Source organism: Exiguobacterium sp. BMC-KP, assembly GCF_001275385.1.
Classification (GTDB): Bacteria; Bacillota; Bacilli; order Exiguobacteriales; family Exiguobacteriaceae; genus Exiguobacterium_A.
The window spans coordinates 556,639-581,497 of the sequence record NZ_LGIW01000015.1; the positions used below are offsets into that span (position 1 = coordinate 556,639).

The 24,859-nt window shown below is 47.5% G+C and carries 20 protein-coding genes; 12 read left to right on the top strand and 8 right to left on the bottom strand.

Annotated features, from left to right (window positions below; all coding sequences use genetic code 11):
• Nucleotides 1-5 precede the first annotated feature (5 nt).
• From ADM98_RS08330 to ADM98_RS08345, 4 genes are all read right to left on the bottom strand, one after another.
• On the bottom strand, nt 6-887 hold the full coding sequence (locus ADM98_RS08330) for a hypothetical protein (protein ID WP_053453069.1): 882 nt from the start codon (nt 885-887) through the stop codon (nt 6-8).
• 58 nt (nt 888-945) lie between these two features.
• Nucleotides 946-1,539, bottom strand: coding sequence for a DedA family protein (locus tag ADM98_RS08335; RefSeq protein WP_053453070.1), 594 nt, complete (start codon nt 1,537-1,539; stop codon nt 946-948).
• A gap of 125 nt (nt 1,540-1,664) precedes the next feature.
• Nucleotides 1,665-2,984: a Na+/H+ antiporter family protein gene (locus ADM98_RS08340; RefSeq protein WP_053454510.1), complete on the bottom strand. Its 1,320-nt coding sequence runs from the start codon at nt 2,982-2,984 to the stop codon at nt 1,665-1,667.
• A gap of 313 nt (nt 2,985-3,297) precedes the next feature.
• Nucleotides 3,298-3,849, bottom strand: a complete 552-nt coding sequence (locus ADM98_RS08345; protein ID WP_023467896.1) for a beta-class carbonic anhydrase — start codon at nt 3,847-3,849, stop codon at nt 3,298-3,300.
• A gap of 336 nt (nt 3,850-4,185) precedes the next feature.
• Between ADM98_RS08345 and adhE the strand changes: the two genes are divergently transcribed.
• The 3 genes from adhE (at nt 4,186) to ADM98_RS08360 (ending at nt 11,528) form a co-directional block, all read left to right on the top strand.
• Nucleotides 4,186-6,780, top strand: coding sequence for a bifunctional acetaldehyde-CoA/alcohol dehydrogenase (gene adhE / locus ADM98_RS08350; protein WP_053453071.1), 2,595 nt, complete (start codon nt 4,186-4,188; stop codon nt 6,778-6,780).
• A 189-nt stretch (nt 6,781-6,969) separates the two neighbouring features.
• Nucleotides 6,970-8,370, top strand: coding sequence for a hypothetical protein (locus ADM98_RS08355; RefSeq protein ID WP_053453072.1), 1,401 nt, complete (start codon nt 6,970-6,972; stop codon nt 8,368-8,370).
• Nucleotides 8,371-8,813: 443 nt separating this feature from the next.
• Nucleotides 8,814-11,528: a bifunctional 2',3'-cyclic-nucleotide 2'-phosphodiesterase/3'-nucleotidase gene (locus ADM98_RS08360; RefSeq protein ID WP_053453073.1), complete on the top strand. Its 2,715-nt coding sequence runs from the start codon at nt 8,814-8,816 to the stop codon at nt 11,526-11,528.
• 40 nt (nt 11,529-11,568) lie between these two features.
• Here ADM98_RS08360 and ADM98_RS08365 read toward each other — a convergent pair whose 3' ends face one another.
• Complete coding sequence (locus ADM98_RS08365) at nt 11,569-12,450, bottom strand: LysR family transcriptional regulator (protein ID WP_053453074.1); 882 nt, start codon at nt 12,448-12,450, stop codon at nt 11,569-11,571.
• Between the two features lie 101 nt (nt 12,451-12,551).
• Between ADM98_RS08365 and ADM98_RS08370 the strand changes: the two genes are divergently transcribed.
• From ADM98_RS08370 to ADM98_RS08405, 8 genes are all read left to right on the top strand, one after another.
• Nucleotides 12,552-13,571 (top strand): ketopantoate reductase family protein, encoded by a 1,020-nt coding sequence (locus tag ADM98_RS08370; RefSeq protein WP_053453075.1) that lies wholly within the window; start codon nt 12,552-12,554, stop codon nt 13,569-13,571.
• A 13-nt stretch (nt 13,572-13,584) separates the two neighbouring features.
• The gene (locus tag ADM98_RS08375) at nt 13,585-14,322 is read left to right on the top strand and encodes an acetoacetate decarboxylase (RefSeq protein ID WP_053453076.1); all 738 of its coding nucleotides are present in this window, start codon (nt 13,585-13,587) and stop codon (nt 14,320-14,322) included.
• Between the two features lie 100 nt (nt 14,323-14,422).
• Nucleotides 14,423-14,941, top strand: a complete 519-nt coding sequence (locus ADM98_RS08380; protein WP_053453077.1) for a GrpB family protein — start codon at nt 14,423-14,425, stop codon at nt 14,939-14,941.
• A complete protein-coding gene (locus ADM98_RS08385) occupies nt 14,934-15,380 on the top strand; it encodes a DinB family protein (protein WP_053453078.1) in 447 nt (148 codons plus the stop codon). The genes ADM98_RS08380 and ADM98_RS08385 overlap by 8 nt, the downstream gene beginning before the upstream one ends.
• Before the next feature lie 19 nt (nt 15,381-15,399).
• Nucleotides 15,400-16,281 carry an alpha/beta fold hydrolase gene (locus ADM98_RS08390; RefSeq protein ID WP_053453079.1) on the top strand — a complete coding sequence of 294 codons (882 nt, stop codon included), beginning with the start codon at nt 15,400-15,402 and terminating at the stop codon, nt 16,279-16,281.
• Nucleotides 16,282-16,414: 133 nt separating this feature from the next.
• On the top strand, nt 16,415-17,536 hold the full coding sequence (locus tag ADM98_RS08395) for a GTP-binding protein (RefSeq protein ID WP_053454511.1): 1,122 nt from the start codon (nt 16,415-16,417) through the stop codon (nt 17,534-17,536).
• 111 nt (nt 17,537-17,647) lie between these two features.
• On the top strand, nt 17,648-19,171 hold the full coding sequence (locus tag ADM98_RS08400; RefSeq protein WP_053453080.1) for a cardiolipin synthase: 1,524 nt from the start codon (nt 17,648-17,650) through the stop codon (nt 19,169-19,171).
• Nucleotides 19,172-19,323: 152 nt separating this feature from the next.
• The gene (locus tag ADM98_RS08405; protein WP_053453081.1) at nt 19,324-21,699 is read left to right on the top strand and encodes a glycoside hydrolase family 31 protein; all 2,376 of its coding nucleotides are present in this window, start codon (nt 19,324-19,326) and stop codon (nt 21,697-21,699) included.
• Nucleotides 21,700-21,774: 75 nt separating this feature from the next.
• On the opposite strand, the gene ADM98_RS08410 is transcribed toward ADM98_RS08405, so the two are convergent.
• The 3 genes from ADM98_RS08410 to ADM98_RS08420 form a co-directional block, all read right to left on the bottom strand.
• Entirely contained in the window at nt 21,775-22,569 is a 795-nt protein-coding gene (locus ADM98_RS08410; protein ID WP_053453082.1) for an SMI1/KNR4 family protein, read from the bottom strand.
• Between the two features lie 105 nt (nt 22,570-22,674).
• Entirely contained in the window at nt 22,675-23,256 is a 582-nt protein-coding gene (locus ADM98_RS08415; protein WP_053453083.1) for a DUF1643 domain-containing protein, read from the bottom strand.
• 15 nt (nt 23,257-23,271) lie between these two features.
• Complete coding sequence (locus tag ADM98_RS08420) at nt 23,272-23,955, bottom strand: lytic transglycosylase domain-containing protein (RefSeq protein WP_053453084.1); 684 nt, start codon at nt 23,953-23,955, stop codon at nt 23,272-23,274.
• A gap of 107 nt (nt 23,956-24,062) precedes the next feature.
• Here ADM98_RS08420 and ADM98_RS08425 point away from each other — a divergent pair, with 107 nt between their 5' ends.
• On the top strand, nt 24,063-24,737 hold the full coding sequence (locus ADM98_RS08425) for a CPBP family intramembrane glutamic endopeptidase (RefSeq protein WP_053453085.1): 675 nt from the start codon (nt 24,063-24,065) through the stop codon (nt 24,735-24,737).
• Nucleotides 24,738-24,859: the final 122 nt, after the last annotated feature.

A 24,859-nucleotide genomic window follows, 5' to 3' on the forward strand; every position in this document is an offset into this window, starting at 1 on the left:
AGCTTTCATTCGTTGGCAAGTAAAGCGGAGAGGTGTCGATCGAGCTTACCGAAATATAACTGATTTGGTGTCGATAAAACAATCAAATCATGTCGCATTGTAAGTTCACCTGACAGGGTTTCACCTTGTTCTGTCATGAAGCGAATCGAGCGGATTGGCTGAAAGACCGTTCCGTTTTGTTGAAGTAACTGGACATCATCGTGATCGGCAGCAAGGAGATACGTATCATGACGAGCAAACTGCGAGAACGCAATCGTTGGTGCCTCACAGACTAAATCGTCCTGACCGATGCGAACAAACCGGAAATCGGAATAATAGAAAAACCAGACTTCTTTAGAAGAACAGACATTCAATGCATAGCAGTCATCGATTGGATACTGACGATTCTTGTACTGGACCTGTCCTCGATCATTAAAGGCAACAAGACCAAACGCTCCATTTGAGCTCGTCATCGCATCAGCATAGACTCCTTCATCAAAATAACTGACCCAAATCTGACTTTGTTCATCAATCTGGACATTCTGAATTCCATCGTCGAGACAATAGCTATCGAGTAAGTGTCCTTGGTTATCATATATAAATGCATTTGGCATCCATGACCCATCGATGTCGTCATCACATCGCGAGGCGACGAGCAGAAGACGACCATCGGGAAAACGATCGACGAATGAAAAATCTGTCTCCGATTGAGCAACGATTGTTGTTTTCCGCCACTCATCTTTTAATTGATGGATGGACAAAACGGTACGACCACGCGCTTCATCTAACGTCTTTTCGACGAATAGGATGTGACCGTCGACAGTGATGCCAGTCGCGACTGGACTGCCATTTCGATAGGACGCGGTCAAGCGACGTAATGGAAAATGAGCAAGTGGGGATGTGAGCATGGCAGGACCTCCTGTTTGTTTAAAAAAGCAGTCCGTCGTAAGACAGACTGCTAGTTGTTCAGACCGTTCGTTGACGGCGCTTAAAGATGACGTAAAGGATGATCAAGACGACAGCAGCAATTAAGACACCGTTCGTGTAAGGAGCTGCGACTTCCTTAATCGAGCGCCAATTCGTTCCAAGTGTTTCCCCGAGATAGAGGAAGAGGATTGACCATGGAATGATCGCGAGAACCGTATAGAGAGAAAACTTCGTTTGATCCATCTTCGCAAGACCAGCCGGAATCGAGATGGCGTGACGGACAACTGGAATGAAACGAGCGCCAAAGATGACGCCTTGACCGTATTTCAAGAACCAGCGCTCTGCTAAATCGAGATGGTGTTCTGAAATTAGGACATATTTCCCGTATTTCAGAATCAAGGGACGGCCACCGTAACGCGCAAACCAGTATAAGAATAATTGCGACAATAATCCACCGATGACGGCAGCGACGACGGCGAGCGGCCAGCCGATCGTTCCTTGAGAGATCATGAATCCACCGTATGAGAGGACGATTTCGCTCGGTATGATTTCAATCATCAACCCGAGGGCGATGCCGAAATATCCGAGATCGGCAAGCGAAAGCAAGATTTGGTTGACGACTTGAGATAACACGTAAGACAACTCCTTTGTATTCAATACATTCTTTTATTTTAGAGAACCAACGATGAAATGAAAAGCAAAAAATTGGAGACAATATAAAAGACGGATTCGCTGTAACCGCGAATCCGTCTCACAATTTATAATACAACCGCAGCGATCGTACCAAAAATGAGGAGTGGGATGTTGTAATGAAGGAACGTCGGAATGACTGTTTCCCGCATGTGATCATGTTGACCATCTGCATTTAGACCACTTGTCGGTCCGAGTGTCGAGTCAGATGCCGGACTACCCGCGTCACCGAGTGCGCCGGATGTACCGATGATGGCGATCGTCGCTTCTAAACTGAATCCGTATTGGATACAAAGTGGAACGAAGATTGCTGCAATGATTGGAACAGTTGAGAAACTTGAGCCGATCCCCATCGTGACGAGAAGACCAATCAAGAGCATGACGAATGCTGCAACGAGTTGGGAATCGCCCATCAACGACTTCGAGTTCTCGACGAGTGGCTCGATATCTCCCGTCTTACGCAAGACGTTTGAGAATCCATTTGCTGAAATCATGACGAAACCGATGAATGACATCATGCGCATACCGCGTGTTATGACGTCATCTGCTTCACTGAAGCGAACAAGACGAAGCAACAAAAAGAGGATGAGTCCTGTTGTCGCAGCAAGAATCATCGATTCCGTTTGCAGTTGGACGATCAAGGTCGCGATGACGACGATACCACTTAAGACAAGTTTCGTTTTCGTGATGACCGGAATTTCATAATCGTCCGGGGCGATGTCACGCATCTCATACGTCCGTTCTTTTCGGTACGAATACAATCCGATCAAGAGACCGACGACCATACCGAGTGCTGGAATCGCCATCGCTTCGATGACGGATGCTCCTGCTGTATCGAGACCATTTGCCTTCAGATTCTTCAGCAGAATCTGGTTGAGATAAATGTCTCCGAAACCAACGGGTAAGAACATGTACGGTGTTACAAGGCCAAATGTCATGATGATTGCAATCCGACGACGATCCATCTTCAACTGATTGAAGAGACCAAGAAGCGGCGGAATGATGATTGGAATGAACGCGATGTGAATCGGTAGAACGTTTTGTGAACTGATCGCAAGCAAGAGAATCGCGAACAAGATGAATCCTTTTAATTTTTTGACGGAAGCGGCACTTGCGTTACCACGTGAACGCACAATCAACGCGTGCGCCAGAGCGTCCGGTAAGCCTGTTTTCGAAAGGGCGACGGCAAACGCACCGAGCATTGCGTAACTGAGGGCGATTTCTGCCCCGTCACCAAGACCATCGGAGAACGCTTTTGTTGTCTCAGTCAGGTCGAGACCACCGACGAGACCGCCGGCAAACGCACTGATGACCATCGCGACTACGATGTGGACGCGGAAGATCGCTAAAATAAATAGTAAAAAGACGGCAAACAATACGGCGTTTATCATTCAGTAAAACCACACTTTCTTTTGTTATCACTGCACTATACTAAAGTATCTTACAGCCATGTTGGAACACTGTCAAGAGTAAAAGTCTGACCTCGTAATAAAGGGTTTCATGATACGCTTTCTAGCGTTCTGTAAGAGTCACCTTCTTTTATACCCTGAAGAATGAAATGAGAAGCGTTTCGATCACTGAAAATTGCTCATGTAAAAACGTGCCATCCTTCTCCGTTACGAGAAAAATGACACGTTGTCACCAAGCTGAGACCTATGAAGATATCTAAATCTGTTTGCGTTTCTTCTATAAGAGAGTGCTTTAGCAATCGACGACGTCGAGTTTACCAGTTCCCGGGTCGATGACGAGACCATGGACGTTCGTACCAGGCGGCAATAACGGATGGTTCTTCACAAGGCTGACCGAGTGGGCAACGCTCTCTTGAACCGACGTGAAACCACGCAACCATTGATTTAAATCCACACCAGATACTTCGAGTGTATGAAGAATTTGTTGGTCGATCCCTCGATCCTTCATCTCGCTGATCATGTGTTTAGGATCAATCGTGCTCATGCCACAGTCATGGTGACCAATGACGACGACTTCTTCTGCCCCCAGTGCGTACAACGCGACGAGAATCGAGCGCATGACGGAGCCGAATGGGTGCGATAGGATAGCGCCGGCATTTTTAATGATTTTTGCATCTCCGTTTTTCAGACCAAGGGCGTGAGGAAGAAGTTCCGTCAAACGGGCATCCATACACGTCAAGATGACGACCTTTTTGTCCGGGAATTTATCCGAAACGAATTGCTCATACTGTTTTTCAGCGACGAATCGCTCGTTGAAGGCTAGCATTTCCTGTACGACTGACATTCAAGTGTCCTCCTTTAGTGGTAGCTCTTAATATGTACCCCATATCAGAATACAAGATGATGAAACGGCTATCAAGTCAGGAAAATGCGAGGTGTGATAAATCGCACACGTCATCGTACATGACGCTAAATGATGAAAAAGAAGAAGTGACAATAGATGTAAACGCTACCAATGGTGTGAGGGAATTCACAGGATGGTCATGCACAAAATAGGAAAAAGGGGTTATGATTGATTTGTGAAGGAAAGCACAAACTATTGAAAAACAGCTTGGCATTCCTAACATAATGGTTGGCAAATCAAACTCAGATTCGTTCCACGACAGGGAGGAAACCACTCATGGCTGTGAAAGAAAAAACAAAATCGACGGCAACACCGATCGAGCAAGCAATCGGACAAATTGTTGAAAGAGGGCAACTTGCGATACAGGAATTAATGACATTCGATCAAGAAACAATCGATACGATTGTTCGGGATATGGCACTTGCCGGACTGGAACGGCACGTCGAACTCGCGCGTCTCGCTACGGAAGAGACAGGACGCGGAGTTTTTGAAGATAAGATGATTAAAAACATGTTTGCGACAGAATACATCTATAACAGTCTACGTCACGAAAAAACAGTCGGGATTCTAGAAGAAGATGTCCAAAATGGCATCACATACATTGCTGAACCAGTCGGTGTCGTCTGTGGTGTCACACCCGTCACGAACCCAACGTCAACGACGATGTTCAAAGCATTGATTGCGATTAAGACACGCAACCCGATCGTCTTCGCGTTCCATCCATCGGCACAACGGTGTTCCGTCGAAGCAGCGAAAACACTCCGCGACGCAGCCATCAAGGCAGGCGCACCAAAAGACTGCATTCAATGGGTCGAAGAACCATCACTTGAAGCAACGAAAGTCTTGATGAACCATGAAAAAATCGCGATGGTCCTTGCGACAGGTGGAGCAGGAATGGTCAAATCAGCGTACTCAACGGGGAAACCAGCACTCGGTGTTGGACCAGGGAACGTTCCATGCTACATCGAACAATCTGCGAAAGTAAAACGGGCAGTCAGCGATCTCGTTCTCTCAAAAACGTTTGATAACGGGATGATTTGTGCGTCTGAGCAAGCCGTCATCGTCGACCAAGAGATTTATGCAACGGTCCGTGCGGAAATGGAAGCACTCGGTTGTTACTTCTGTACACCAGAAGAAAAACAACGCCTTGAAGCACTCGTCATCAAGACCGATACATGTGCCGTCAACGCGGACATTGTCGGTAAACCTGCGACATGGATTGCTGAAAAAGCCGGAATCAACGTTCCGGAAACAACCGTCATGCTCGTCGCGGAACTCGAGCACGTCGGAGCAGCAGAACCACTGTCTCATGAAAAACTCAGTCCCGTCCTCGGTGCGTACCGTGTCGCTTCAACTGAAGAAGCGTTCATGATTGCTGAACAGATGCTTGAAATCGGTGGTCTCGGTCATACAGCCGTCATTCATACGACGAACGATGATTTGATGACAGCGTTCGGACTCCGGATGAAAGCTTGCCGAATCCTCGTCAACAGTCCATCTGCTCATGGTGGGATTGGTGATCTGTATAACGAGTTGACACCATCACTGACACTTGGTTGCGGATCATACGGTAAAAACTCTGTTTCTGAGAACGTAACGGCGAAACACTTACTCAACGTCAAAAAGGTGGCGAAACGACGCGTGAACATGCAATGGTTCAAGGTGCCTGAAAAAATCTATTTCGAAAAGAACTCTGTTCAGTACTTGCAGTCGATGACTGATGTCTCACGCGTCATGATCGTCACTGATCCAACAATGGTGCAATTCGGATATGCCGATAAAGTAATTCAAAACTTGCCACAGTCCGTCAGTTACCGGATCTTCGACCAAGTCGAACCAGATCCATCTGCGACGACTGTTCAGACGGGTGCCCAAGCAATGCGTGACTTCAAACCCGACTTGATCATCGCCTTAGGTGGTGGTTCGGCGATGGATGCTGCGAAAGGAATGTGGCTCTTCTACGAACAACCGAACGAAACGTTCTCAAACTTGCGTCAAAAATTCCTTGATATCCGTAAGCGTGCCTATAAATTCCCGACACTCGGTCGTCAAGCGAAGTTCGTCGCGATTCCGACGACGTCTGGTACGGGTTCAGAAGTGACACCGTTCACCGTCATCACGGATAAAGAGAAAAACGTCAAATACCCGATTGCTGACTATGCGTTGACACCAGACGTCGCAATCGTTGATCCAGAATTCGTCATGACGGTACCTGCTTCAATTACAGCTGATACCGGAATGGATGTCTTGACGCATGCAACAGAAGCATACGTCTCAGTTCTTGCGAACGACTACACGGATGGATTAGCGCTGAAAGCAATCAAGATGATCTTCGAGTACTTGCCACGAGCATATGCTAACGGGTCCGACGCCGAAGCACGCGAAAAAGTGCACAATGCGTCAACGATGGCAGGGATGGCATTCGCGAACGCGTTCCTTGGAATCAACCACTCGATCGCGCACAAAATCGGTGGGGAGTTCCACACACCACACGGACGGACGAACGCGATCCTGATGCCACACGTCATTCGCTATAACGCGTCACGTCCAACGAAACTAGCAGCATTCCCGAAATACGAATCGTTCGTCGCTGATGAACGGTATGCGGACATCGCTCGCTACCTCGGTCTTCCGGCAGCAACGACGGAACAAGGGGTCGAATCCCTCATCCAAGCCATTGCTGATCTTGGACAACGTCTCAACATCAAGATGTCATTTAAGGCGCAAGGCATTCAAAAAGCAGACTTCGAGTCAAAACTCGACAAGATGGCAGTCGATGCTTTCGAAGATCAATGTACGACAGCAAATCCAAAGATGCCGCTTGTCGCTGAGTTACGGACAATCATGGAACAAGCGTACGAAGGTATCTAATAGAGAAAAATACCATGGCACCAGATCGTTCAACCGGCTTCTCACTTTGAGAGGTCGGTTTTTATTATGGAAATCAGTGGAGACAGTCAGAGAAATGGTGGGATATAATGGCTGTTGAATGAATTTGATGTTTTTGGTTTCGCTGAAGCAGGAATATTCAAACATCAGACATAAAAAGGAGGAACTAGGATGGAGTCAAGGCAAGAAAGGAAACAAAGACGGTTTTCCGTCTGGGATGTCCTGTTTGGCGTCCTCATCGGTCTCATCTTTTTCGGTGTCATCTATAGCGCGATGACATTTTTGACTTCACAGATTACTTCGTCCTCAGACTATCAAGATCTGGTAATGCAGATGCAACAGGCAGACGTCTCATGGAATGATACAGATATCACGGTTTCACTCATGCTCTTGTTCGTCGGTGGACTGTCGATCACGATGCCGAGTGCAGTCCGGGAAGGGATCATCAATCAGGTGCTCGATGCGAGTTCTGCCGGTGACGTCTTGTCATTGTTCGGAATCGACTTGAAGCAGGTTCTTGCACCACTTACGTTTGATGTCTCTTACGGCACGTTACTTTATTCCGTTTTTGGAATTGGTTTGACCGTCTTGCTATTTTTAGTGTTACGGATTAAAGCAAGTCGTCTCGGTTGGACGATTCGCTCGGTCAGTTTCTTTTTAACGGTCGGTATCATTTGGTTTGTACTTACCGGTCGAGGAAATGATGTACCGTTCCTTGCGCTACAAGATGGCTACGCGATGAGTGGAATCTTACCACTCCTCGTCGTCAGTCTACTTGGTTGGATGGCGTTCTTCCCGCAGAAGTTATCCGGTTTAACGGCAGCCGGACGCGCCAGCTTGCTGATCTTGATGTTTGCGAGCACACTGCAACTCGTCTTTACGGTACAGGATGAAGCGGAGTATGACGGAGATTCTTCACTACGGACAGCATTGACTGTCGCGAGTCTGAACGCCGGAAGTGGTGGGATGTACGACTGGATCCACGGTGGTCAAGTCGTCTATCAAGCAGACGTCCTTGGAGCAAACGTAGAAGTTCCTGTCTCGATGTTGAATGGGGAAACATCGACGGATCAGCTCAATGACTCGATTCAAAAAGTCGTCGACGGGATTGATACGGACCGGGTGACGGAACAGTTGTTGACGCTCCTCGGTGGAGAACGCCCTGACTTGTCAGCGACACAATTGAAGCTCGACCCTGTTGATTACGGTGTCGCACGGCAGACGATCCAAGCGATCGATGCGGAATCAGCTGGAACGACGGCACCAAACGTCTCAAGTGAGAGTGCGTACTGGGTGTTGTTGCTCGTGTCGTTTGCGATCTACTTCGTTTGTAGTATTCGAAGCTTCAAGTCGATTATCGATCCGTTCATCTTTGCGATCGCGATTGGTGTCATTAGCTTCATCGTCAGTCAAGCTTCATATGTTCAATTCGCGATGAAGTGGCGCAGTGACGTCTTATTCGAATTCGCTCAACAGACAGCAGGATGGACGGTACTTTACGCCGCAGGACTTGCGTTACTTGCTGGTATTCTCGGTTATGTCGTCCGTCGGAAACCGGAGAAAACGGTGTAAGGGAACATGGAGTAGCGAAAATTCTGTGCCATGAATCCAGACGATGAACGTTGCTCTCATTCTCGCTTTCCACAAGCGGATGATAAGTAGCGGAATCACCGGGTCTTACCTGATCCTGACGAAAGCGAAGAGCGTGCTTTCTTTTTCTGTAGGAGTCGAGAATGAACAGATACATTCTACATTAATTAAAACGATACTTTTGCAGGACTAGATCCTGAAAAAGTATCGTTTTTTTGTATGAATCATAATAACGATGTAAAACACCTTTTTTTACCATTAACACATGAATTGTAAAGGGAAAATCAACAATGTAAAGCCAGTATTTGGAATTAGTTAAGTAGGTTAAATAAGACGGATGTCCGACCTATTTGAAAGGACTATTAGCTATAATCGAACCATGCTAAATTAATGAAGCAGTCAAAACATCCTGGGGGGAAAACCATATGAAAAAAGCTACCAAACTTGTCATCGCGTCGACGTTGATCGCACCGATGCTCGTACCAGTCGTTCAAGTTAAGACACTTGCTGCCGACAACAGTGTCGTCAAGTTACGCTTCTTAGAAACAACGGATTTACATACGAACTCAATGAACTACGATTACTTCAAGGATGCACAGGACGAAACGATCGGTCTTGTCAAAGCCGCTACGGTCATCAAACAACAACAAACGGAAGTGGGCGCAACAAACAGCTTCTTGTTCGATAACGGTGACACACTTCAAGGGACACCGTTTGGCGATTACGTCAAAAATCAATATGACAAAGGAAACAAAGGCAAACACCCGATGTACGAATTGATGGAGTATCTCGGTTATGACGCAGTCACGCTCGGGAACCATGAATTCAACTTCGGACTCGACTTCCTGAAGTCAGCGATGAGTGCTTCAAGCGGTTCAATCAAATTCGTTAACTCGAACGTGTTGGATGCCGTTACGAAAAAACCAATCGTCTCAGACTATAATAAAGATGGAAAAGACTATCAAATCATCGAACGTCAAGTCAAAGATCAAAACGGTGATATGAAAACAGTCAAGGTGGGTGTGTTCGGAGTCGTCACGCCACAAATCATGGTTTGGGATTCATCGAAACTTACTGGAAAAGTAACAGCAGAAGATATCATCCCGACTGCGAAAGCAACTGCGAAGAAATTAAAAGACGCAGGCGCAGATGTCGTCGTTGCACTCGCACACACAGGTATTGGGGATACAGTAGATCAAAAAGACGGTGATGAAAACGTCGGTTATGCGTTGACGAAAGTCGAAGACATCGATGTCTTGATGACAGGTCACCAACACGGGAAATTCCCAGCAGCTGATTCTGCGTTCAACAAACTACCGAATGTTGATAAAGAAAAAGGCTTAATCAATGGGAAACCAGTCGTCATGGCAAACACGCAAGGGAAAAACGTCGGTGTCATCGATCTTCAGTTAAAGCAAGTCGACGGGAAATGGATCGTTGATACGTCTGGCGCTAAACTAGCGGACGTGACGAAAGACACGGCTGCAGATGTAGAAGCCGTCAAGTTGATCGAAAAAGCGCATGAAGGAACACTTGCTTACATTCGTCAAGAAGTCGGTACGATCAATGACGATATCCAGAGCTTCTTCGCCCTCGCGCAAGATGATGACTCGGTTCAGTTCGTCACAAATGCTCAAAAATGGTATGTCGAGAAACAACTAAAAGAAAATACGGATCTTGCCAAATACAAAGATCTTCCTTTACTATCGGCAGCAGCACCTTTCAAAACGGGCGGACGAAATCAAGTAAATGCAAATGATTATACATTAATTAAAAAAGGACCAATTGCATTAAAAAATGTTGCCGATCTCTATGTCTATCCAAACACACTACAAGTAGTGAAAATTACTGGAGCAGACGTGAAAAACTGGCTTGAAATGTCTGCCGGTCAATTCAATCAAGTTGGTTCTGAGCAAACGAACTTGTTGAACAAAGACTTCCGCAGCTACAACTTCGATATTCTCGATGGTTTGACATATGAAATCGATATCACGCAACCTGCGAAATTCGACTATAATGGCGTTGAAATAAATAAAGATGCTAACCGTGTCCAAAACATCAAGTATCAAGGGAAAGCGATCGCAGACGATCAAGAATTTCTTGTTGCGACGAATGACTACCGTGCAGGAAGTGCGACATTCCCAGGTGTCGGCGCTGGCAAGAACATCGTCTACAAATCGGCTTACGAGACACGGAACGTCATTTCGGACTTCATCAAAGCGAAACAACCTGTTGATTATAAAGCCGATGACAACTGGTCACTCGTCGCAAGCAAGCCGATGACGGTCAGCTTTGATTCAGCGGTCGCAGCAGCGCCGTACGTCAAGCGGTATGAAGGCGTCACGAACACAGGGGTAACGCGTCCAGGTGAAACGGGTACGTTCCTGACATTCAACATGAACGTGCCGATGAAAGACTTCACGGTCTCGGCAAAAGCAGTCAAACCAGGTGCAAAAGTCGTCACAGGTCAAGCCGTTCCGGGCGCGAAAGTCACGGTTAAACTCGGTGATAAAATCCTTGGAACAGCAACTGCAAACGAAGCCGGTCAATACGAAGTCGCAACACGTCCGCTCAAATTACGCGACAAGTTGACGGTCGTCTCAGAACTTAGCTTCATGAAAACAGAAACAAACGTCACAGTCGGAACAGGTGTCGTTGCAACACCAGCAATCGATAAAAAGTCAGCAGTCTACGGATCAACGGTCCTTCGTGGTAAAGCAACGGAAGGTCTTGACGTCACGCTCTACAAAGGATCAACGAAAATCGCAAAAGCGAAAACGACAGCAAGCGGCTTCAAAATCGCGGTCAAGAAGGGTCTAACGACTGGCACGTACACGGTCAAGTCGACAGACATCTCGAACAAGATCACGAAAAAAGCGTCGTTCACGATCAAGAACACGTATCCGGTTAAAAACTGGTCAGGCAAAAAGACGTTGACAGGTAAAGTCGAAAAACGTCAAATCGTCCGCCTTTACCAAAAAACAGAGTCTGGTTACCAATTGATCGCACAAGACGTAGCGGATCAGCACGGGAACTACGTCTTGAAGATGCGTCAAGCATTGACGAACGGCTCATACAAACTCAATATCTATACAGCGAAGGATCATCTTGATCAATCACGTTACTTCATCACGAAGTAAAATATGAAAAATGGGTGTCTGCATATGCAGGCGCCCGTTTTTATTTGGCTAGATATGCTCGTTGCGAGAGTAAAAACCGTTTAATGCGTTCATACATGATTGCTTGCTCGACCGTCAATTGATCCGTCGCATGCGACATATAGAGTTGTGACGTAACTGTAAATACATCGTCCATAATGAAGGGAAGCCCCATCTCGCGACAGACGGAAACAGGAACGAAGCTGAAATACCGTTGCTGGCGTAAGGCGATCTGAAGCGAGACGTCATCGATGTAATGCGTGGTATCGGCATAGATGTTCAGTTCTGCCATCTTCAATTGGATGAAGCGGTTGTAGTCCTTATTGTGGGACGGGAACAAAAAGGCAGTCTCGGTGGCATCTGCATAGAGCACTTTGATTGCATCTTTCTCTGAATAGGAAGCTGGATAAGTGATGACGATATCCTCTTCAACGATTGGTTCACTCGTAATGAGCGGATGTTTGAGTTCCATGAAGCTGATCGAGAAATGGAATTCTTGACGAAGCAGACCGCTCAGGATTTCACGGTTCGAGAGGATGTCCGAGTTGAACAAGGGAGCCGTTTGCGGGAGAAGAAACTCCCGTAGAATCAATTGGATGAAGCGACCGTGCGAACTAGCAAGACTGAGTGGTGTTTCCGTTGAAGCATCATTCCGTGCCATTCGTTCCTGAACACGTGTCAGTTCGTGTTCGATTTTTTCGACCGACTGTAGTAACAGTCGACCATTGTCAGTCAAACTGATCGTTCTGCCTTTTCGATGAAACAATGTCGTGTTCAATTCACGTTCGAGTTTCTTGATCGTTGCACTGAGGGCAGGTTGGCTGATGAATAATCGTTCGGCAGCACGCGTCACGTTCAATTCTTCTGCGACGTGACGAAAGTAATTCAAATGTAAGAGTTCCATGATATCCTCCTGACATAACCTACAGGTTATCAAAATATACAATTATATATATTTCTGTTTATGATGAAACCAGTATATCGTAAATACCAGAGGTGATAGAAATGAAAATCGGAATTTACGGAGCAGGGTCACTCGGAACCATTATGGGAGCTTATTTGAGTCAACAAAGTGTGGGTGTCGATCTGATCGATACGAATCGCGCACATATCGAGGCATTGAATACAAAAGGCGCACACGTCATTGGACCGGATTTAACGCAATCCGTTCATGCGATTCATCCGGATGACATCACAGAGATGTACGATATCGTGCTATTGCTGACGAAGCAGGTTTACAATGAACCGGTTCTTACAAAAGTGCGGACAATCTTGAAGGAAGACGGGATCCTCGTCTCCTTGCAAAACGGTGTACCGGAAGAGTTCATACAACAACAGATTCCAAGCGAACGCATCATCGCGGGGTCCGTCGAGTTCGGAGCGACGTATGTCGGACCAGGGGAGTCACGCTTGACGTCAAACTACGATCACTTCAAGACGTATGCGATGCAAATCGGTGAACTAGACGGGAAGACGACAGATCGAATCATTCACTTGAAGGAAATCCTCGATCACATCGGTGGGACGGAAATCTCCGATAATCTACCGGGAACGAAATGGTCAAAACTCGTTATCAATAGTACGTTCAGTGGGTTATCCGCTGCTTGTAACGGGACGTATGGCGACGTGCTCGATCATCCTGTCTTATTACGGGCAGCGCTTCATACGATGCAGGAAGTCGTTCAAGTCGGTCATGCCCATGGCATCACGTTCGCTCCGATGAGTACGTTTGAGCCGGCAAACTACGCGACACTAGATGATATCGATGAAAAATTGATCACCGTGCCACAATTGATGTACGGATCGCGCGATTTAGAAGCGAGTATGTTGCAGGACTTACAAAAGGGGCAACCGACTGAGATTCGTTACATCAATGGGATCGTCACGATGTACGGGCACACGTACGATATCGCAACGCCGTTCAACTCACTCATTCAAGAAATCGTCGAAGAAGCGCAAGCGGCGCAGACGGTTCCTGATTTTGAAACAAGTGTCGCACGCTTTGCTGCTTTACTGAACGATTAAAGGAGGAACTCAGATGAGACAGGAAGATGTAAAACATGTTGTTGCGACGCCAATCAATGCTCCCGTCTTTCCGGCAGTCGATATCTTCTTTCGGAATCGGGAATACTTGAACATCATCTATGAGACGGACATCGAAGCGTTACAAGCAGTCGTTCCGGAACCGCTTGAAGTACTGAGCAATCAGATCAAGTTTGAGATCATCAATATGCCGGATAGTACGGGTCTTGGGAGTTATCTCGAGTGCGGACAAGTTATTCCGGTACGTTATCAAGGAGAAATCGGCGAGTTTTACCTCTCGATGTACGTCAACAATCAGCCGGCGATCGCCTCTGGTCGTGAAGTAGCTGCTTTTCCAAAAAAATATGGATCACCACGGCTGTATATCGATAATGATGTCCTCGTTGGGACACTTGACTATCATTCACTCCGTGTTGCTCAAGCGACGATGGGATACAAATATATCCCGATGGCAGTCGAAGAAGCACAGTCGATCGTTAGTGCGCCACAGTTCATGCTCAAACAACATCGCGGATATCAAGGTGAGTTGATCATTTCTGAACTGACGCGCAGTCAAATCACGGATCTTGAGATTAAAGAAGCATACCGTGGACCGGCACGTCTTCAATTATTTGAACATGTCATGGCACCCCTTGCTGATTTCCCAGTTCGAAAGATTGTCGATGCTCAGCATATCATCGCTGATCTTCGACTTGGTGGACCTGTGAAACTGCACGATTATCTCAAGGATTAACGAATAGCTAACATTACGTTTAACAAAACGACCTCCAAAGCGGAAGGTCGTTTTGTTTTACCCTAAAAACTGGCATACTGAGACGAGAGGGGGGACGAACATGCGACAAGTCATTGTGTTACCGTACCAATCAGAATGGGCGAGTGAATACGCACGAGAAGCGGAACAATTACGAGACGTGTTTGGGGCATGTCTAAATAGCATTCATCATATGGGAAGTACATCTGTTCCGGGACTCGCAGCAAAACCAATCATCGATATCTTACCTGTCGTTAATTCCCTTGATGGAATCGAGCAGTTTAACGAATCAATGGAAGCACTCGGTTACGAAGCGAAGGGTGAATTTGGGATGCCTGGACGACGCTATTACCGAAAAGGCGAAGACGAACGGACGCACCATATTCATCTGTATGCGAAGGGGAATCCGGAAATCGAGCGGCATCTCGTCTTTCGTGACTACTTGCGCGCGCATCCAGAAGAAGCTAATGCTTATGGGACATTAAAAGAACAGTTGGCTGCAACATATCCGTATGATATCGAAGCCTATATTGCCGGAAAGGATGCATTCGTCAAGAAGCTTGAACACCGCGCGATTGCTTGGGGAAAAGAAGATGACTGATTGGGAGCGTGCTCTCATTCGCCATGTCGGAGTAGGTGTCAAAACGTCGAAAGTGTTATTTGATAAGATTGAGGCGAAGGATTGGGACGCACGGCCAATCGCTGGCAAACGGACTGTTGGCGAAGTGGCGGTTCATCTTGCTGTGTTGCTCGAAGCCGATTTGTTGATTGCATCCGGAGCGACGGCTGAAACGATGGAGACATTTTATGCAGCGCCTGTTACGCGCGATCAGCTCTGTGACCGCATCGATCGCGCGTTTCGTGTCTATCACAAAAAAGTAACGACCGGATTCGTGACGCGTCCGACGTACTGGGGTGTTGACGATTCGATGAACGGGTGGGTAATTGAAGCTGCAGTCCATCTCTACCATCATCGATCTCAGCTGTTTGATTATTTGAACATTCTTGGGTATGAGCTAAAAATATCGTTATTTGAATGAATGGAAGTAGGGGTAGCATATGGAATATATCGTCGAAACATCAGCTGGTCGGTTTGATACTCGGCTGACGGGAAGTGGGGACGTCACATTCGTCCTTGATCACGGAATGATGTCGAATCGACATCAATGGGGCTGGTTACGAACTGAATTATTAAAACGAGGACGGGTCTTTGAATACTCGCGTCTTGGTTATGGTCGCTCGAGTCGTGGGAAAAATAAACGTCTCTTTTCGCATCAAGCGGATGAGCTCGCGGACGTCTTACGGATCCTTCGTGTCGATGGACCATATGTCTTCATCGGTCATTCGCTTGGAGCATATATCTCGCTCGCGAGTGGTCGACTGTTTGCGGATGAGACTCGTGGCATCGTCTTACTTGATCCATCGCATCCGGATGTTGATGCGGCATTACCGAACTGGTATGAACGAACGCAAGAGGAGTGGAATCGTTTCCTCTATTTCCTTAGTCATGTTCGACCGATTGCTTGGATGATTCCTGATCGAATTGGTAAAAAGATGTTCAGCGTCTTACCGGAAGCCGACCAATTACCGATGTGGCGACATTTTGCAACGCCAGGGCATTGGCGGGGAACGCTTGACGAATGGCAAACGGTCGAGGAGAATAATCAGATGATTCTTTCCTTGATTGAAGAAGTGACACAGCCGGTTCTCGTTTTGTCTGCTTCGAACTGGGCAGGTGGTATGCCAGAAAGTTGGTTGAATCCGGCATTGACCGAACAAATTAATGCAGCTCATGCTGCGTTTGCAGACCACTTACCGAATGGTATATTCCATGTGATTGCAGATACGAATCATTACACGATTGCTGGTTTTTCCCACGAGGCCGCAAAGCGAATTACGGATTTGATCGGTGCGACGTGGGACTTACCGATTCAAAAATGAGTGATGGAGAAAGTCGACAAGCGTCGGCTTTTTTCTTATATGAAAAATAAATCGAAATGATTCCGATTGACGCCAATAGAAAAGTCAGTTAATCTATAAAGCGTAACTATTACGTTTTAGGAGATGAATGATGATGCAACCGATATCGATCACCGTTTTATCTGGATATCTTGGATCCGGTAAAACGACATTATTGAACCATTTGCTACATAATCGCGAAGGTCGCCGCCTCGCGATCATCGTGAACGACATGAGTGAGGTCAACATTGACGCAGCATTGATTGAGCAAGGTGGTTTCTCGCGGACAGAAGAATCGTTCGTCACGCTCTCGAACGGTTGCATTTGCTGTACGTTGCGGGATGATTTATTGCTCGAAGTCAAACGGCTCGTCGACCAAGGTAATCTAGACGGCATCGTCATCGAGTCAAGTGGGATCTCGGAACCGATTCCGGTCGCCCAGACCTTCACATACAAGGATCCGGACAGTGAAATCGACTTGTCACACGTCACGAAAATCAATGCGATGGTTACGGTCATCGATGGCTACCGTTTCCTGAAGGATTTCGAATCCGGCGAATCATTGATTGAACGGAAACAAGCAGTCGATGAGACAGACGTGCGTGAAGTCGTCGATCTACTCGTCGATCAAGTCGAGTTCGCGGACATCATTGTCTTAAATAAAGTCGATCGGCTGACACCAAAAGAACGTCACACCGTCATCGGCTACTTAAAGGCTTTGAATCCAGTTGCTCGCTTGATTGAGACGACATACGGTCAAGTTGATCCGGCAGAGATCTTAGACGTTGATCTATTTGATTTCGAACAAGCGGCAGCAAGTGCCGGTTGGATCCGTGAGTTGAATGCTGAAGAACATATTCCGGAAACGGAAGAGTATGGAATCAGTTCATTCGTCTACAAGCGGGACGTCCCATTCCACCCTGAGCGTTTGCTTGCCTTAATTGAAGATTGGCCGCAAGAAGTCGTCCGAGCGAAAGGCTTTTTGTTCCTTGCGACCCGTCCTGAGATGGCTCTATTGTTCAATCAGGCAGGATACGCGTCGAACATGGAATATGCCGGTCGCTTTGCATCAGACGAGGATCGACGAACGGAACTCGTCTTGATTGGTATCGGACTAGAACAAGCGAAACTCGAAGCGTTGCTTGACACGTGTCTCGTCCAGGAATACGAAACGGACTGGGCATCTTTGAACGATCCGATTCCTGGTCGTGAGATGTATGAAGAAACATTTAGATAAGAGGTCAATCTTTAGAGAAATCGTATCTGCGGTTTCTCTTTTTTGTTATATTTTCATAGTGAATGGGGAAAGAATACTAGTGAAGGTATGTTAATTGAAGGAGGAAAATCTGTGCGCAACCGGATTTTACAATTCGCACTCGTATTTTTAGTCGCCGGGGGCATCATTTGGGGACTATATCAACTTGGTTATTTATTTTATGTCTTAACGATTTCAGCGACGGTCGTGCCGCTCGCCGTCATCATGATCATTTTCATCGAAAATCGGACAGCAGAATCAACGATTGCTTGGTTCCTCGTCCTGATTTTCTTACCGATTCTCGGTGTCATTATCTGGTTGATGTTTGGTCGTAATCCGCGACGGCGTCGCCGGAATCGTCGTTCGCATGACGAACGGAAATTGCTCAAACAAGCGATTCGTCCAGTCCGGTCGCTTGCCGTCAGTGAGTTGCCACCAAATCACTTGAAACTCGCGAACACGATTCGTAACTTTGGTGGTGGTGGGGTAGACGTTCATACAGCAAGTGACATTTTGACGAATGGAGAAGAGACGTTCCCAGCGATTCTTGACGCGATTCGTCAAGCGCAACATCACGTTCACATCCAGTACTACATCTATCGGAACGATGAGACGGGGAAAGCAATTCGAGAAGCATTGATCGAGCGACTCGAAGCGGGTGTGACGGTGCGTTTCATGTATGACGGACTCGGAAGTTATATGCTCGGTGAGAACTTCCTTCGTCCACTTCGCGATGCTGGAGCACACATCGCAGCTTATGATCCGATTTCAAGTCCGTTGTTCATTTTTACGGCAAACTTCCGGAATCACCGAAAAATCGTTGTCGTTGATGGAAAGGTCGGCTTCACCGGTGGATTGAACGTCGGAGATGAGTACGATGGCAAGAGCAAGAAGTTCGGTTTTTGGCGCGATACGCATTTACGTCTTGAAGGGCGTGCCGTCAAAGAGTTGCAAGCGACGTTCCTCGACGACTGGATCTATGCTCAAATCGAATCGGAAGATACGTGGGAAACGTTTGCGGGGGAAGAGACGATTCATCAGTATTTCCCGAAACACGACCTCGCAACGGACGGAGCGATTCAAATCGTCACGAGCGGACCGACCTCGAAGGACCCCGCGATTCGAAACGCCTTGATTGCTGCTATCATCTCAGCACAACGTTCAATCTGGATTGCAACACCGTATTTGATTCCGGACAACGAGACGATGACGTTGCTTCGACTCGCAGCCCGTGCTGGACTCGACGTCCGGATCCTGACACCGGGTAAAGGTGATAGCTTTACGTCTTATTACGGCACCCGCTCCTACTTCGGACCGCTCTTGAAGGATGGTGTCAAAATTTACACGTACAATCGTCATTTCATCCATGCGAAACTGTTCCTCGTCGACGGGAAGATTGGTGCCGTTGGAACGGCGAACATGGACATTCGCAGCTTTGTTCTCAACTATGAACTGATGGCGTTCCTGTATGACACGGAAAGTACCGAACAGCTCGAGCGCGACTTCATCGCTGATTTTGACGTTTCGATTCAGTTATCATCGAATGATTATGTCAAACGACCACTCCGCTTCCGGATTTTTGAATCACTCTCACGTTTGATTTCACCTTTATTATGACTATTTGTCCCGCATCTGTTTTCTGGTGCGGGACATTTTTGGGTTGATTCTTCCTTGAAGTGGGAACATGAACTCTTATACACTAGATGTGTAATCGGTTGCACACTACTTAGCCTGGAAGGAAGTGAAAGGGGCGCAAGTCCCGAACCCGTATGCGAACAATTGATGAATCCCATTTCTACACGCGCGACATGAAACCACAAGCACGACCAGACGCTATTATCCAAGGAGATGTCTACCGTTTCACGGTATTGACGAGTCGGATGATTCGACTCGAATACGCGGCGGATGGACAATTCGAAGATCGACCGACCCAAACGGTCTTCAATCGTGATTTCCCGGTACCTGCTTACCGCATCGTCGAAAATGAGGAAGAATTGCAAATCATCACAGAACACGTCCATCTGCATTATACGAAGGGACCGTTCGCTGCGAACACACTCTATATCGATGTCTTAGGGAACTTCAGTACCTACTACAGTCGCTATACGTTCGGCGGACCACTTCGGACGTTAAAAGGAACGGCGCGAACGCTCGATCATGCGGACGGGGTCATTCCACTCGAAGAAGGGATTCTTTCCCGCCAAGGTTACGCAGCGATCGACGATTCAAACGCCTTTGTTTTGACGGAAGACCACTTCGTCGAACCGCGTCGCTCCGGTACGCATGACATCTACTATTTCGGATATGGTCACGACTACAAACAGGCATTGCGTGACTTCTATCATCTGACAGGTCCAACGCCGATGTTACCGCGTCAGGTACTCGGTAACTGGTGGAGTCGCTACTGGCGTTATAGTGAGAAGGAATACAAGGATTTGATGACGCGCTTTAAGACAGAAGACATTCCGTTTTCAGTCAGTGTCATCGATATGGATTGGCACGTCACTGATATCCCGGAACGATACGGGAGCGGTTGGACAGGTTACACGTGGAACCGTGATTTGTTCCCAGATCCACGCGGCTTCTTACAATGGTTGAAGGACGACGACCGGATGGTCACGCTCAACTTGCACCCAGCAGACGGTGTGCGTGGTTTTGAGGAAGCATACGAGGCGATGGCGGTTGCGATGGGCGTTGATCCTGAATCAGGTGTCCGGATCCCATTTGATTTCTCGGACCGGACGTTCATCGAGAACTACTTCACGAAATTGCATCATCCGCATGAGGCAGATGGCGTCGACTTCTGGTGGATCGACTGGCAACAGGGTGCGAACTCGAAGATGAAGGGACTTGATCCACTTTGGATGCTTAACCATTATCATGCGCTTGATATTGCGCGCGACGGCAATCGACCGTTGATTTTCTCACGTTACGCAGGACCCGGCAGTCACCGCTATCCGGTCGGCTTCTCGGGGGATACGATCATCTCGTGGGCATCGCTTCAATTCCAGCCGTATTTCACGGCGACAGCGTCGAACATCGGCTACGGCTGGTGGAGCCATGATATCGGGGGTCACCAGCGCGGGGAAAAAGATGATGAGTTATCGACACGTTGGCTCCAGTATGGTGTCTTCAGTCCGATCATGCGCCTTCATAGTACGATGAGCATCTTCAACGGGAAAGAACCATGGCGTTACTCGACCGATGCAGCGAACGTCATGAAGAAATACTTGCAACTCCGACACCAGCTCGTGCCATACATCTACACGATGAATGCCCGCAATCACTTTGACGGTTTACCACTCGTCTCACCGATGTATTATGAGCACCCGGAAGACGATCAAGCCTATAACGTCCCGAATCAGTTCTACTTCGGAACGGAGCTTATTGTCGCACCGATGGTCACACCGATGCACCGGAAACTGCATATGACGGCAACAACAGCTTGGTTGCCGGAAGGGGAATGGTTCGATTTCTTCAATGGACACCGGTATCGTGGCGGGAAACAAATGCGGTTGTTCCGTTATCTCGAAGATCAAGGCGTACTCGCAAAAGCCGGCGCAATCGTCCCGCTCGGTCGCCATCTCGAACAGTCAAATGCGTTGCACAATCCGGAAGATCTCGAAGTCGTCGTTTTCCCGGGAGCATCGAACCGATTTACGTTGTTTGAAGACGATAGCACGGGTGTTGCGCACCGAGACGGTGTCAACGTCGAGACGACGTTTGCACTCGACTGGGGCGCACGTGAGCTGACGATTGCGGCACCGACCGGGCATCGTGACTTGCTACCAGAAAATCGGTCGATCACGTTGATCTTACGCGGGGTACGTGAAGGTTACGTCCAGCGTGACGGGGAGAGTGTAACAGGCCACTATGATCATGCGACGCAGTCACTACATGTCGAACTGGGTGAAGTGACCGATACGATCACGTTGTCACTTCAAGTCGAGATGTCAACGAACGAGAACAAGATGGACCGGTTGTATGCGTTCCTCGACCAAGCGGAAATCAGCTATGACCTGAAGGATCGTTTGTACCGTCTATTGTCACAAAAGCTCGATCCGGTCAACATGATGCACCAGTTGCAAGCACTTGAACTGGAGAAGGATCTCGTCGACTGCCTGCTTGAGTTGATGTTGTCTTAAATGATTTGATAGGCATATAAAAAAGCCAGTATTCGTCATCCGTATGGACGAGGAATACTGGCTTTATAGTTTAGGTCATAACTCTTCTTCTTCGTCCATCCAAGACAACAGATCCTCTGCATCAAGAGCATCATCTTTACTGAGGATCAAAGCCGTGACGTCGGCACGTTTCTGTTCTAACAACTCAGGGTTGTTCGTCAACACTTCCATGAGGTAATACGCATAGGAGTCGAGGAAATCAGGCTGATCGTTTCGTTCGATTAGTGTCATGAACGCCTCGATGAGTTCTTCTTGTTCTTCATCGAGAATCATCCAGTGGGAGTAGGCGAGGAGTTTTTCGTTTTCATCCTCACCACGGAGAATGTCCTTGATTTCAGGTAACGTTAGAAATACGACATCCGATTCAACTGCTTCCGAAACATCGTTACTCAGCTTCGTTAACCACTCGTCATAGGTCGCTGCAACGAAATGAGTTGTCTCATCCGAAATATCGAGGCACCAGACAGTCGGCTCAGCAGCTTCCGTGTAGTGGAAGTACCAAAAATAGCTACCTTCTCCTTCTGCAAACATCATGACGTTCCCTTCGACACCCCATTCTCGGAGAACCGACAATTCGTCCAGGTACCGTTCGAATGATAATGACGTCATCGATCGGAGTGGAAGATGTAATCCACTTTCTTCGTCCGACCATGTATTCTCGAACTCGACCATTACGGCCATTGCCTCTGTAGAACCGCCATTTTGTTCCCGGATTTGTTCGAGGTAACGGGCAGGAAGTCGACCGTTAACGGCTTGCTCAATTCGTTTGATGTCTGTTTCTTTGACTGGAATCATCGTTTCTTCTTGTAAATCTTCATCCCAAAATGCCATCGTATGACCGTCCTTGCTATGTAGTATGTAGACCTTGATTATACGTGAAAGGTTTGGAAAATGTTTCAAAAAAAGACCCTATCCACTGTGGACGGGTCTTTTACGTCACTTCCGACGTAATTTTTTCGCTTTTTGTTTCATGTCGTTGTACGTGATCATCGGGCTATCGTCCATCGTCAAACGCAGATGGTTCGGTTCCCCTTTGTTCGTGATGCCGGAGCAATACAAAATATCGGCATATTCATTGAACAGATCTTCGTAAGCCGGCAAATGGTGCATCAAACGACCAGGAGAACCCCAGCCACAGAGGACAACGCCATTTTTTGCTTTGACATCAGCAAGGGTCTTCGCGACGAACTCGTAGTTCGTCTCATCGAAGCTCGCTTGAGCAAACGGCAGATCTTCGCTGACGAGCAGGTCCGGCATCAAACTGATGATGTCATATTGTTTAACAGGATCACTGACATATTTCTTCATCAAATTGTACGCACGTTGTGTCGTCGTTCCAGAGAGAAAGGCGTCCGTCGTCCGTGGTGTGTAGATTAAAGCGGCGACGTGTGTTCCTTCTGCGATGTCGTCAAAGATGTAGCTGCGTAAATAGCGTTTCGTCTTGTCTCGATCAAACGTCGTCTGGACGCGGATCGACGATTCCTCAATCAAGAGTTCGGAAGAATCGGCTGGTGTCATGGGTGGTGCCTCCTTTTAATTGGTCAAACGTGAGCTGATGCGAAGGAAGAATGCGAGAGTCTTCTTCTTGAGGTCGAGATCGTTCGCATCGATCGCCTCGACTTTTTGCTGGTAACGATCGTATTGGGCGAGTACGTCAGAGACATATTGTTCACTGCGATTGTATTCAAACAGTGCTGTCGCGAGCGTGTCTCGGTCGGATGTCTGTGTGACATCGTGTTGCTTCAGGTATTTCGCTGCCGTGTGGGCGCTGTCGACGAGACTTGTCGGATCGGCTTTCCCGTCACCGTCTGCGTCAACTCCAAGACCGCCATACTTCTCGATGGCTTTTGGATCCGTGACGTCGATGCCGTCATGCTCGATGTCACCGAGCGACGTGCCACCTTTGTATCCCCAACCGACCCATGTTTTCGGCATGAATTGGAACGGACCGATGGCGCCAACGGACGATTGCATCGCTGACGAGTTCGAGAAAATCGTCTCAACGCGATGGATGGATGCAAGTAGCTTCCAGTCGATGCCGTAACGTGCCGCGGCTTGTTCGTAGATGTCGATGTTCTCGGCAGGTACGCCATGCTGTCCATAATACGTACGATACATTTCATTTTGAACACGTTCCCGGTTTTGCCAGTAGATGAAGCTACTGACGATGAGGGCGAACAGTACGAACAAGATGCTGATTCGAAAAACTTTTCGCATGTTGTTCTCTCCTCTGTATAGGATTCCACTGAATGGTATCATATTTTAGTAGGGTCTAATAGCACTTTCTGTGACGGGAGTGTGGAATCAAAAAAGGAGTCGAAGTCATGTATCTCTTCATAAATGGTTTTTTACTCGGAATGCTCGTCGTTCTTTCGATTATCGCGGCAGTCCGTCCGGTCGATTTGACGATCGTCCCACGCAAGGAATTTTATCCCTCGATGATCCAGTCAAGCGGGATCTTGTGCCTGCTGCTCGTCGGTGGAACGCTGATCAGTGGTACGATGTTATCGGAAATCGGTTTGACGTTTTTTGTTCCAAGTGGTCCCGTCTGGTACGCGACGATTGGAATGATCGTCGTTCTTGTCATCGTTTTGATTTTGACAGCAACTGTTCCGGCGTTTCGTAAACGTTTGTTGCCACTCTATCAAAGTAAGGCGGAACGGCTAATTCTGCCACGAACGAAGGAGGAGCGGACTGGGTTCCAAATGGTCGCGCTGATGGCAGGTGTGACGGAAGAGTTGATCTATCGTGGGTTTCTCTTTCATACGCTTGGATTATTTTTACCGTTTTCTGACGTCAGTTTCGTCTGGATCGGGGCCATCCTGTTCGGGGTTGCCCATCGTTATCAAGGGTGGTTCGCCATCCTCGTGACGGGACTGATTGGGGCAGGGTTCGGCTACTTGTATCTAGCACTTGAGACACTCTGGCCACTGATCATCATCCATGTCTTGATTGACCTCGTTGCTGTCTACATCTATAAGGATGATGTTAATTCCTGACATCGTCAAAAAGCGTTGAATTTGTTAGACTGAATGTCAAGCGAAGTTATCGTTTAAATTGGTCAAGTTGACGGTTGCAGAACAGGTCAAATGACAGGTAGAATGAGAAGGTAAACGCTTAC